General features: G+C 65.6%; 8 protein-coding genes and 1 pseudogene. 3 read left to right on the top strand and 6 right to left on the bottom strand.

What is annotated here, in order from left to right:
* Window positions 1-5: 5 nt before the first annotated feature.
* From EWM63_RS29725 to EWM63_RS29710, 4 genes are all read right to left on the bottom strand, one after another.
* Window positions 6-1,070, bottom strand: a complete 1,065-nt coding sequence (locus EWM63_RS29725; RefSeq protein ID WP_130189742.1) for a class I SAM-dependent DNA methyltransferase — start codon at window positions 1,068-1,070, stop codon at window positions 6-8.
* A complete protein-coding gene (locus tag EWM63_RS29720; protein WP_130189741.1) occupies window positions 1,013-1,423 on the bottom strand; it encodes a tetratricopeptide repeat protein in 411 nt (136 codons plus the stop codon). The genes EWM63_RS29725 and EWM63_RS29720 overlap by 58 nt, the downstream gene beginning before the upstream one ends.
* 304 nt (window positions 1,424-1,727) lie before the next feature.
* Window positions 1,728-2,603, bottom strand: a complete 876-nt coding sequence (locus EWM63_RS29715; RefSeq protein WP_207221192.1) for a PP2C family protein-serine/threonine phosphatase — start codon at window positions 2,601-2,603, stop codon at window positions 1,728-1,730.
* A gap of 118 nt (window positions 2,604-2,721) precedes the next feature.
* Window positions 2,722-5,106, bottom strand: coding sequence for a penicillin-binding protein 1A (locus tag EWM63_RS29710; protein WP_130189739.1), 2,385 nt, complete (start codon window positions 5,104-5,106; stop codon window positions 2,722-2,724).
* Between the two features lie 149 nt (window positions 5,107-5,255).
* On the opposite strand from EWM63_RS29710, the gene EWM63_RS29705 reads away from it, so the two are divergent.
* Both EWM63_RS29705 and glpD read left to right on the top strand, forming a co-directional pair.
* Window positions 5,256-5,480 (top strand): hypothetical protein, encoded by a 225-nt coding sequence (locus tag EWM63_RS29705; protein WP_130189738.1) that lies wholly within the window; start codon window positions 5,256-5,258, stop codon window positions 5,478-5,480.
* Window positions 5,481-5,551: 71 nt separating this feature from the next.
* Window positions 5,552-7,111: a glycerol-3-phosphate dehydrogenase gene (glpD, locus tag EWM63_RS29700; RefSeq protein ID WP_130189737.1), complete on the top strand. Its 1,560-nt coding sequence runs from the start codon at window positions 5,552-5,554 to the stop codon at window positions 7,109-7,111.
* 44 nt (window positions 7,112-7,155) lie between these two features.
* Here the strand turns inward: glpD and EWM63_RS29695 are convergent, their stop codons facing one another.
* Window positions 7,156-8,568: a peptide MFS transporter gene (locus tag EWM63_RS29695; protein WP_229487582.1), complete on the bottom strand. Its 1,413-nt coding sequence runs from the start codon at window positions 8,566-8,568 to the stop codon at window positions 7,156-7,158.
* A 270-nt stretch (window positions 8,569-8,838) separates the two neighbouring features.
* Between EWM63_RS29695 and ppnN the strand changes: the two are divergent.
* Window positions 8,839-10,208, top strand: a pseudogene (ppnN, locus tag EWM63_RS29690) (nucleotide 5'-monophosphate nucleosidase PpnN).
* Between the two features lie 174 nt (window positions 10,209-10,382).
* On the opposite strand, the gene EWM63_RS29685 reads toward ppnN, so the two are convergent.
* On the bottom strand, window positions 10,383-12,014 hold the full coding sequence (locus tag EWM63_RS29685) for a family 43 glycosylhydrolase (protein WP_130189736.1): 1,632 nt from the start codon (window positions 12,012-12,014) through the stop codon (window positions 10,383-10,385).
* Window positions 12,015-12,211: the final 197 nt, after the last annotated feature.

The raw sequence follows: 12,211 nt of genomic DNA, 5'->3' as shown, positions 1-12,211 counted from the left end.
GCTCCTCAGGACAAGGACGGGTTTGCCACCGCCGGCCCGGCAAGTGGCGCTCGGACGGCTGCCACGAGCAGGCCGGCGACCGGTTGCTGTGCTTCCTGCCGCAAGGTGACGGGCCGGACCTCGATCACGGCCAGGCCGGCTTCGCCCAGCATGGCACGCACGTAGGGTTCGGCGTGGCTGTAGCGGCCATGCGGGTGGAGTACATAGGGAGGAAACGGCGCGCCGCCTTCCGCATTGGCGGGCGCGCCGGCGCCTTCGACTGTAAAGACAAGATACCCGCCGGGGCGGAGTGCGCCGGCAGCGGCTTGCATCACTCCATCGAGCGCGCCGAAATAGCACAGCGTATCGGCGGAAACGATCAGGTCGTATGAAGCGGGGTGGGAGGCCAGCCACGCGGTCAGTTCGGCCTCGTGCAGCGTATCGTAGTGGCCACGTTCGGCTGCCTTGGCCAGCATGCCCGGCGACAGGTCGACGCCCGCCAGCGTGCGCGCGTGGGGTTTCAGCAGCGGGCCGCACAGGCCGGTGCCGCAGCCGGCATCCAGCACGTCGCGCGCCGCGCCCGGCGCCGGCAGCAGTTCCGCCAGTAGCCCGGCGCACAGGGCGGGGGCGCGGTATTCCAGCCGCGCCAGCACATCGTCGAAGCTGCCGGCAAAACGGTCGAAGGTGGCCTGCACGTAGGCATCCGACGCGCGCGCCGGCGCGGCGCCCTCGCAAGCGGCGATGTGGTGCCGGACCGTGGGATCGTCCGGCGCGATCCTTTCCCATTGCCGGTAAACGTCCAGGGCTTCCGCGGGCCGGCCATACGCGACCAGCGCCCGCGCCAGGTACCGGCAGGCTTCGATGTCGTCCTTGCGCAGCAGCAGCGCATTGCGGTAGGCGGTCAACGCGGCGTCCATGTCGCCCAGCTTTCGTTGCATGTGGCCCAGGTTGATCCAGGCATCGGCGAAATCGGGTGCGCAGTCCAGCGCGCGGCGATAGCAGGCGGCCGCTTCGTCGTAACGCCGCTGTTCCTTCAGCACGACGCCCAGGTTGTTGTGGCCGGCGGCAAAGCCCGGGCGGGCCGCCAGCACGGCGCGGTACGACCGTTCCGCCTCGGCGTGCAGCCCAGTTCCTTCTGCACGTTGCCGAGGTTGTTGCGCGCATCGACATAGCCCGGGGCCACGTCCAGCGCGTGGCCGATCAGCGCCAGCGCTTGTTCGTGCTGGCCCAGCTGGTGACGGGCCACGCCCAGGTAGTGCAGCGCATCCGGGTGCTCCGGGGCCGCCTTCAGGATCGCTTCGTAGCGCTGCGCCGCCTGCACGGGATTGCCCTGGCGATGCACGTCGATGGCACGCCGCAGCGCATCGACAAGCGCATTGTCGAGCGATGCGGGGCCAGCCTTGCGGGCGAAGGAAGCGCCCCTGTTACCGCGCGGGCCGCTCATGGCGCCCCGCTCCTGCGACCCCGCTCATGCAGTGCCGCGCAGCCATGATGCGTTTGCCTGGTTGCCATCGAATCTCCTGTCCGGTTCGATCGACGTATGGATGGCGTAACGGTTCTTCGAAACAGCGCGCTATCACCGCGCGTTATTGGAGCGCGTTGCAGCGGCGCGATGCAACACAACGTTCGCCAAGGAAATGGGTGCCGCGTCCAGTCGGTGCCGGGCCATGAGCCAGTGTACGTGCCGCGCCACCCCGTGTCACGGCGCGTGTTGTGCGCCAGCCGCAGCGGCCGCAGCCCGGTGGCGGTCAGTCCGGACAGCGCAAAAGCACAGCGGTAATGTTGTCGCGCCCGCCGTTCTGCGTGGCCATCGCGACCAGGTCGGCGCAGCAGGCATCCAGGTTGTCGTCGCGCGCGCGGGCAAGGATTGCGGCGATGGCGTCCGGCGCGGCATCGCCGTACAGGCCGTCGCTGCAGAGCAGGTACACGTCGCCGGGCGCCACGGTGCGCGTCAGCAGTTCCGGCTTGACGGTGGCGGTGGGGCCGAGCGCCTGCAGCAGCAGGTTGCGTGGCGGCAGCGGCCCCGGCATGCCGAGATCGAGCGCCTGCTGGTACAGGGTCTGGTCGCGCGTGAGTTGTTCCAGGCGGCCGCCGCGCCAGCAATACAGCCTGCTGTCGCCGACGTGGAAGAGAAACACGGGACCGCGCGGCGCGGGTTGCCACATGCCCGTCAGGGTCGTGCCCATGCCGGTACCATCGGCATGGTGCCGCGCGATGTTCTCCGCATACACGCGGGCATTGGCGAATTCCACCGCGTCGTGCAGCGTGATCATCGCCTTCATCGTCGCGTCGGTCCAGGTCGCGTCCGGATCGGCGGCGACCGGATCGAACGCGCTGGCGCGGAACACCGCGGCGGTGGCATCGGCATCGTAGGGCGCGGTCGACGCCTGGCCACGCGCGGCGGCAATGAAGCAGCAAAGCTGTCCGATCGCTTCGGTGCTGGCGATTTCACCGCCTTCGTGGCCGCCCATGCCGTCCGCCACCACCAGCAGGCCCAGTTCGGGCGAGATGTGGAAATTGTCCTGGTTCGATGTGCGCACCTTGCCCACGTCGGTGACGCCGAACGCCGTGCCGAGGCCGAGCGCATGGTACTGCGATGGCGATAACTGCTTCCAGCTGCCCAAGATGCCTCCCGCGGTGAGTTGGTGCGGCCGGCGAGCCGGAGCCGCGGGCCGCATGCTGGCCCTCGTGCAGGTTAGCACAATGGCTCCATCGGGAACGACCGCCGTGCGCGCCGGCCGCTCAATTTACATAGGGCGACGGCATGGGCTCCGGCTGGGCAGGAACGGGAGCGGGGGCAGGCGCGGGGCCTGGAGGGGACTCTGCGCCATCTTCCGGCAAGCCGGGTTCGGCGCCTTCCAGCAGACCCGGCTCCATGTCGATCGTGCGCACGGTAGGATCGTTCGCGTATTCCTCGAGCATCCAGTCGTCGTCGACCTGCACCACGCCTTCCGGCACCGGCCGCTCGACGATGGGCCGGCCAGCCAGCGCGGTGCGCATGTAGTCGATCCAGATCGGCAGCGCCAGCGTGGAGCCGAATTCGCGGCCGCCCAGCGATTTCGGCTCGTCGTAGCCCATCCACGCCACGGCCACGATGCCGCCGCCGTAGCCGCCGAACCAGCCGTCGAACGCGTCGCTCGTGGTGCCTGTCTTGCCGGCGATGTCGGGGCGGCCGATGCGCTGCACGGCCGCCGCGCCGGTGCCGGTGCGCGCCACTTCGTGCAGCATGCTGTCCATGATGAAGGCGTTGCGCGGATCGAGCACGCGGGCCGACTCGTCGGGCTGAGACGCATGTTTTGCGGCATGCAGCACCTTGCCGTCGGCATCTTCGATGCTGGCGATCAGCCATGGCTGCACGCGGTAGCCGCCATTGGCGAAGACCGCATAGGCACCGGCCATCTGTTCCGGGGTCACGGCACCGGTGCCCAGCGCCATCGTCAGGTTCTGCGGGTGCTTCGACAGGTCCAGGCCGAAGCGTTCCAGGAAGCCGTGCGCATAGGGCACGGTGACGGCGCGCAGGATGCGCACGGACGGCACGTTCTTCGACTTGGCCAGCGAGATGCGCATGGAGATGGGGCCGTCGAACACGAAGTCGTCGTTTTGCGGCCGCCACGGTTCGCCGTTCGCGCCGCCGGGCAGTTCCAGCGGCACGTCGTCGATCAGCGTGGCCGGGCCATAGCCCTTGTCCACCGCCGCCGAGTAGACAAAGGGCTTGATCGCCGAACCGGGCTGGCGCCACGCCTGGGTGACGTGATTGAATTTCTGCAGGTTGTAGTCGAAGCCGCCGACCATCGAGCGGTAGGCGCCGGTGGCCGGATCGATCGAGGCGAAGGCCGCGGCCACCGCCGGCACCTGCGTGATCGCCCAGCCTTTCCGGCTGTCGTGCGCCACGCGGATGATGGCGCCGGGGCGGATACGCAGCGTGTCCCTGGCTTTCGACGACAGCGCGGCCGTGGCCAGCTTCAGGCCGTCGCCACTGATCGTCACGTCGATGCCGTCAGCCGTTTCGGCGCGCACTTCGCGCGGGCTCGCGGCCAGCACGACGGCGGCGATCAGGCCGTCGCTGCCGGGGCGGCGCGACAGGGCGCGGTCGATTTCCTCCTCGCGTTCCTCCTCGTCCGCCGGCAGCGCGATGAACGCCTCGGGGCCGCGGTAGCCGTGCCGCTGGTCGTAGGCGATGACGTTGCGGCGCACGGCTTCATAGGCGGCTTCCTGGTCCTTGCTGAAGATCGTCGTGCGGACCACGATGCCGCGCGTGTAGGCCGCCTCCTGGTATTGCGCATAGGCCGCCTGGCGTGCGAGTTCGGCCACATACTCCGCATGGGTGTCGAACGACTGACCCTTGCGGTTGACGTGCAGGGGCTCGTCCACCGCTTCTTCGTACTGGGCGTCGGTGATGTAGTTCAGGTCGTGCAGCCGGCGCAGCACCACCTGCTGGCGTGCCTTGGCGCGCTTGAAATTGGTGACCGGATTGTGGCGCGCGGGATTCTTCGGCAGGCCGGCCAGCATCGCGATCTCGGCGACGGACAGCTCGCCCAGCGACTTGCCGAAGTAGGTCTGCGCGGCCGCGGCAAAGCCGAACGAGCGCTGGCCCAGGTAGATCTGGTTCATGTACAGCTCGAGGATCTCGTCCTTCGTCAGCGCCGCTTCGATCTTATAGGTCAGCATTACCTCGTTGAGCTTGCGCGAGATGACTTTCTCGCGGGTGAGATAGAAATTGCGGGCCACCTGCATCGAAATGGTCGACGCGCCCTGGCGGAAACCGCCGGTCGCGTTGGCTTTCACGGCGCCCAGCGTGCGCACCCAGTCGACGCCGCCGTGCTCGTAGAAGCGCGTGTCCTCGATCGCCAGCACGGCCTTTTTCATCATGTCCGGCATCTTGTTGACCGGCACGAAGTCGCGGTGCTCCTCGCCGAATTCGCCGATCAGCACCTTGTCCGCCGTATACACCCGCAGCGGGATCTTCGGCTTGTAGTCGATGACGGCGTCGAGCTCCGGCAGCCGTGGCCGCACCACCAGGAACAGGTAGCCCAGCAGGGCAAAGGCGCAGAGGAGGGCGAGGCCGCCGGCGACGATCGCCCCGATGGCGACGGTGCGGCGATTCAGCCAGTGTGGGAGCTTGCTCAAGACGTGGATTCCATGGTGTCGGGGTTGCAAAAGCGCGGGCCATTATAGAACAGCGCACCCTGGCGGCCGGCTGTCGTTCCGTTGCCACGCTATTGAAAAAACATCGCTTGCATACTTGAAAACGGCATCGCCGCGCCGAGCTTGGACGCATGTTCAAGACCAAACTCAACTGGAAACGACCGCTGTTCTACCTGCTGTTGCCCATCTTCCTCGTGATGGTGTTCCTCGGCTTTCCGATGCCGGTGGCGCCGCCGCCCGCGACGAAGCCGGCGCAGGAACAGTCCGACACGGTGAAGAAGCGGAACAGGAAGCGCAATGAAGCGTGGATGGAAAATCCGGACGAGCAGGTCGACAGGCGCTCCGAAGACGAATGAAGGTGGCCGGTGCTTGCACTGTGGGCCGTAACTGTCGTATCTTCAAGGAAAATGAAAGAGCCGGGGATCCGATGGCAGCGGCAAGGCAGGACGTCGATTGCGACGTATTAGTGGTAGGGGGCGGCATCAATGGCGCGGGAATCGCCCGCGACGTGGCGGGCCGCGGCTTGTGCGTGGCGCTGTGCGAGCGCGACGACCTGGCGTCGCACACGTCGTCGGCCTCGACAAAACTGATCCATGGCGGGCTGCGCTATCTCGAGCATTACGAGTTCGGCCTCGTGCGCAAGGCACTGGCCGAGCGCGAAGTGCTGCTGCGCGCCGCGCCGCACGTGGTGCGGCCGCTGCGGTTCGTGATGCCGCACACGGGGCAACGCCCGGCGGCGCTGATCCGTGCCGGCTTGTTCCTGTATGACCGCCTGGCGCGCCGCGAGCTGCTGCCGGGTTCCGAAAGCGTGCAACTGCCGGCACACCCGGCCGGCCGCGCGTTGCGGCCCGCGTTCCGGCAGGCGTTCGTGTATTCGGACGCATGGGTCGACGACGCGCGCCTCGTCGTATTGAACGCAGTGGATGCGGCGCAGAAGGGCGCCTGCATCCTGACCCGCACGGCGTGCACCGAAGCGCGCCGCGAGAACGGTGCCTGGCGCGTCACGCTGCGCAAGGCGGACGGCACGCACAAGCAGATCGCCGTGCGCGCCATCGTCAATGCGGCCGGGCCCTGGGCAGCGGCGTTCCTGGACGGCGCGGTACACGCGACAGGCGCTGCACGGGCACCAACCAAGCTGCGGCTCGTGAAAGGCAGCCATATCGTGGTGCGGCGCATCTTCGATCACGACGATGCCTACCTGTTCCAGCACGACGATGGCCGCATCGTCTTTGCCATTCCGTACGAACGGGACTTCACGCTGATCGGCACCACCGACGTGGAGTACGTGGGCGATCCCGCGGCGGTGGCGATCGACGAAGGCGAGATCCGCTACCTGTGCGGCGTGGCCAGCCATTATTTCCAGGCGCCCGTCACACCGGCGGACGTGGTGTGGAGCTTTGCCGGCGTGCGCCCGCTGCTCGACGACGCATCGGCGAAGGCCAGCGCCGTCACGCGCGACTACCGGCTGCAAATGGATGACGAAGGGGCGCCGCTGCTGACTGTCTTCGGCGGCAAGCTGACCACCTACCGCAAGCTGGCGGAGGGGGCCGCGGATCTCGTCTGCAAGGCCCTCGGCCACCGCGCCGGGGCATGGACGGCCGGTGCCTGCCTGCCCGGAGGCGACCTGTTCGGCGCCGTGCCGGACAGCCGCTCGGTGCTGGAATTCGATGGCTGGCGCTCGCGCCTGCAAGTGCAGTATGGCTGGCTCGATTGCCCGCTGATCGCCCGCTACGCCAGGGCTTACGGCACGCGCATCCACACGCTGCTGCAGGGCCGTGCGGCGATGGTCGACATGGGAGAACAGGTGCTGCCCGGGCTGTACGAGGCCGAACTCGATTACCTGCGCCGGCACGAATGGGCGGTGACGGCGGACGATATCCTGTGGCGGCGCACCAAGCTGGGCCTGCATTTGCCGCCCGATGCGCCGGCCGTGCTGGATGCCTGGCTGGGCGCGCATCCGCTCCCGGCGAAAGCGGCGTCCAAATAAAAACGGCAGCCCGCGGGCTGCCGTTTATCAGGTGCGCTGCGCGATCACTTCACGCCATGCATCAGCTTCTGGATCAGCGGTGCCAGCAGGAACAGCAGCACGCCGCCGATCACCAGCGACCAGAACCCGAAGTTGTAGCCGGACAGCGCCGATTCCACCGACATGCCCGATTCGCCGGACACGTGCGAGGCGAAGATGCCGGACAGGTTGTTGCCGATGCCGGTCGACAGGAACCAGCCGCCCATGCCCAGGCCGACCAGGCGCGTTGGCGCCAGCTTCGTCACCATCGACAGGCCGATCGGCGACAGGCACAGCTCACCGATGGACTGAATCACGTACACCATGAACAGCGTCCAGAACGGGATCTTGCCATCGACGACCATCGTCTTCAGCGCGAACACCAGCAGCAGGAACGCCAGGCCGTTGAAGATCAGGCCCAGGCCGAACTTGCGAGGGATCGACGGTTCGACGTTGCGCCGCGCCGTGTAGATCCAGATGGCCGCGATGATCGGCGCGCACGTGATGATGGCGATCGAGTTCACGCTCTGGAACCAGGCGGTGGGGAAGATCCAGCCGCCGAAGGCGCGGTTGACGATGTTCTCGGCCAGGAACGTGAACGAACTGCCGGCCTGTTCGAAGAACATCCAGAACAGGATGTTGAAGGCGAAGATGATCATCATCGCCCAAACTTTATCGCGCGCCACGGGGCCATTGCGGTAGCCTTCGACCAGCAGCATCACCGCCAGCAGGATGAACAGCACGGTCAGCACGCCCTGCAGCTGCTGCGCGCCAACTGCCAGCAGCGCGAACACCACGGGGATGGTGGCCAGGCAGCCCGCGATCACGTACAGGATGCGGGCAGGGCTCGCGGCGTGCTGTTCCGGCATGCCGATGCCTTTCAGCTCCTTGCGGCCGATGAAGAACCACACCAGCGAGATCAGCATGCCGATGCCCGAGGCGATGAACACCACCTTGTACTCGGGCATGTCGCCCGTGTTGAATACATACTGGGCCAGGTGCTGGGTCAGGATCGGTGCGATGAACGCGCCGGCATTGATGCCCATGTAGAAAATCGTGAAGCCACTGTCGCGCCGCGAATCCGCCGCGGCATACAGCTTGCCGACCATCGTCGAGATGTTCGGCTTGAACAGGCCGTTACCCGTGATGATGGTGGCCAGGCCCACCTTGAAGATGGTGGGATCGGGCAGTGCGATCATGAACAGGCCGGCCGCCATGAAAGCTGCGCCGACGAGGATGGAACGCTGGTAGCCGAGCACTCGGTCGGCTACATAGCCGCCGAAAAGCGCCGCCGCATAGACGAGCGCGAGATACGAACCATAGGTGAGGTTTGCGTCGGCCTCACCGGAAGCCGCACCACCGTGGAATTGGGCGACGATATACAGCACGAGCGCCCAACGGATGCCGTAGAACGCGAAGCGCTCCCAGAACTCCGTCATGAACAACATCCACAGTGGAGCGGGATGCCCAAAATCTGTTTGAATTCGGGGATGGCCGTGTCTACTGCCTTGCTTGAACCGCTCATGCGGCATCTCCTGAAAAAAATCCGCCATTGTAATGGAGCGACAAAAATTGTCGACGGATTCATGTGGTGCGGCGCAGCAATATGGTTCGTTTGAAAAGATTGCCATCCTTTTACGACGCCGATGTCGTATATTGACAGCTATGCGGGGGCAATACGTATTCACTTAATAAAGGATGTACGCACCATGGAACAAGGCTTTGTCGATACCCTGATTTCACCCGAAGGCAAGCTCGAAGTGCTGTCGAAAGCGGAAGTGGTAAAACTGCTCGATAGCGGCAAAGGCGGCCTGTATAAAACCTTCCGCCAATGCGCGCTGGCCGTGCTCAATTGCGGCAGCACCATCGACGACGGCAAGGAACTGCTGGATCGTTACGAGTCGTTCGACATCAATATCATGCAGCGCGAGCGCGGCATCAAGCTCGAGATCAAGGGCGCGCCCGCGATCGCCTTCGTCGACGGCAAGATGATCAAGGGTATCCACGAGCACCTGTTCGCGGTGCTGCGCGATATCGTTTTCGTCAGCAACGAAGTCACCGACAATCCAAAGTTCGACCTTGCCAGCACCGAAGGCATTACCGACGCGGTCTTCCATATCCTGCGCAACGCCAACGTGCTGCGCCCGCAGACCAATCCGAACCTGGTGGTGTGCTGGGGTGGCCACTCGATCAACCGCGCCGAATACAACTATTCCAAGGAAGTGGGTTATCAACTGGGCCTGCGCGCGCTCGATATCTGCACGGGCTGCGGCCCCGGCGCGATGAAGGGCCCGATGAAGGGCGCCACGATCGGCCACGCCAAGCAGCGCTTCACCAATGGCCGCTACCTCGGCATCACCGAGCCGGGCATCATCGCCGCCGAATCGCCGAACCCGATCGTCAACGACCTGGTGATCATGCCGGACATCGAGAAGCGCCTGGAGGCATTCGTGCGCACCGGCCACGGCATCATCGTGTTCCCCGGCGGCGCGGGAACCGCGGAAGAGATCCTGTACATCCTCGGCATCCTGCTCCATCCGGAAAATGCCGAGATCCCGTTCCCGCTGATCTTCACGGGCCGGAATCGTCGCGCGACTACTTCGCGCAGATCAACGAGTTCATCGGCGTCACGCTGGGCGAGGAAGCGCAGAAGCGCTACAAGATCATCGTCGACGATCCGGAATCGGTCGCGCGCGAGATGCAGGAAGGGATCAAGCAGGTGCGCGAATACCGCAAGGCGCGCAGCGATGCGTATTACTTCAACTGGGCTCTGCACATCGACGAGGAATTCCAGCGGCCGTTCGCGCCCACCCATGAAAACATGCGCAACCTGAAGCTGCACCGGAACCAGCCGGTGCACCTGCTGGCCGCGCACCTGCGGCGCGCCTTCTCAGGCGTGGTGGCCGGCAACGTGAAGGCCGATGGCATCCGCGCCATCGAGGCGCACGGCAACTTCGAGATCCACGGCGACGCGGCGATCATGGAACCGATGGACCGGCTGCTGGCATCGTTCGTGGCGCAGAGCCGGATGAAGTTGCCGGGCAAGGCGTATGTGCCTTGCTACCGGGTGGTGATGTAGTCGTTCTCCTCTGAGCCGGTGTCCGAACCGGCGTCATTCAGGCATACCCCAGGCGCAAGATCCGGGGTCAGACCCGCCGGGTCTGACCCCAGCCCTTGGCTTTGGGATTCTCCATGCGGATCGACGTGCCGGCCGAGTGCTGACTTGACGGCACTGGCGAGACCGTAAAAGCGTTCATAACGCCCGATAGCGGAAATCGCGCAGCGTGACCGATCCCTCGCCGGCGCAGTACACGCCCACCTTCAGGCTGAGGAAGCCGCCGAACACATTGTGGTGGATGCCCGAGACTTCCATCCGCAGCCCGTGCAGCAGCCAGCTTTTTCCATCGTCGTACGAGTAATGGAACGTGACCACGTTGTCGACGTTGGTCAGCCGCACGCGCACGCGCCGTGTCGTGCGCGCGACGCGCATCCATTGCTGTTCTTCCGCGTATTCCCACGTCTTGATGACGTCGGGCGTGAAGCCCACGCCGACGAACGCCTTGTGGTTGTAGAACAGCAGCAGGCCCGCCTCGGCTTGGCCGTCGAGTTCCAGCGTCACCTCGGCCTGGTATGAGCGGTCGCCGACACCGCACGTCAGTGGCGCGCTGTCGGCGGGCGACATGCCCTTGCCCTGGATGCGCAAGCCCGGCTTCAGGTAGCGCACGCGATCCATTTCGTCCGGCTTCGGGTCGTGGAAGCTCCACTGGACGCCGAAGCGGTCGCGCGTGAAATCGTCCGACAGCATCTGGCCGTTCGGGCCTAACATGATGTGCCGGCCACCCTTGCCGCGCGGTTTCGCCAGCGGCTTCGACAGGTCGCCGCCTTTCGCGCGGAACCAGCCGTCGGCCGTCCATTCGATCGGTTCCAGCAAGGTCTGGCGGCCCAGCGTCCGGTAGCCGTTCTCGTAGCCGTGGTAGACCATCCACCAGTCGCCTGCCGGGCCTTCGACCAGCGTGGCGTGACCACGCGACCACCATGGCTCCTGCGTGCTGACGGTCCGCACCAGCGGATTTCGAGGGCAATGCTCCCACGGGCCGTGGATCGATTTCGCGCGCGCCGCGATGACCATGTGGCCGGTGACCGGTCCAGCCGTGCCGCCCACGGCGGTGACCAGGTAGAACCAGTCGCCGTGGCGCAGCAGTTTCGGGCCCTCCGGCGCGAAGTTTTCCACCACCCAGTCTTCCGGATAGCGCCATGGCTTGTAGGCTTCCTCCAGCTTGCCGTCCGTGGCCAGGCCGTCGTCGGTGAGCCGGATCTTGCGGATGCCGTTGACGAACAGGTAGCGCTTGCCATCCTCGCCCACGATGTGGCCGGGATCGATGCAGCCGGCGATACTCAGGTCGACCGGATCGCTCCACGGACCTTCGATGCGGTCGGCCCAGATGGCGTAGATCGACCAGGCGTTGCCGTCCGGTGCGGCGGGTATGTAGATGAAGTAGCGGCCGTCGTGCTTGCACAGGTCGAGCGCCCAGATCGTGCCCAGCGGCTTTTTCAGTGCGGGCCCGACGGGCGCCCAGTTCACCAGGTCGGTCGAATGCCAGATCACGATGCCGGGGTACGAATAGAACGACGAGAACGTCATGTAGTAATCGTCGCCGTCCTTCAGGATCGTGGGATCCGGATGGTCGCCTGGGATGATCGGGTTGATGTATGTGCCGTCGCCCCGGTCGGCCTTGCGCTGGCCTTCGATGCCGCGGGCCCACCTTGGGGCCGCCGGCGCACATTGCGGCGCAACCGCCGGCTGGCCGAGCACTTGCGCGGCGGGCAGGGCGGCGGTGCTGGCGAGGATGGTTTTAAAGGCGTTGCGGCGGGATTGATTGGTCACGTGCTGTCTCCGGATCATTATTGTCGAGGCTGTGGCAGGCTAGCTGAAAACGATTTCAGCGACAATGCGAAAACGGGGAAAGAGAGGTATGGTTTTTGACAGTGGCGAGCGCAGAGGAAAACCGGTGTCAGACACCATTTTCCGGTGAATCGTTCGGAAAATGGTGTCTGACACCGTAGCTTCGAAAGCCGCGGAAT

Origin of the sequence: Pseudoduganella lutea, from assembly GCF_004209755.1 — a bacterium.
In the GTDB taxonomy this organism is placed as follows: domain Bacteria; phylum Pseudomonadota; class Gammaproteobacteria; order Burkholderiales; family Burkholderiaceae_D; genus Rugamonas; species Rugamonas lutea.
The sequence above is the reverse complement of the archived record's forward strand: the minus strand, read 5'-3'. Positions and strand labels throughout refer to the sequence as shown.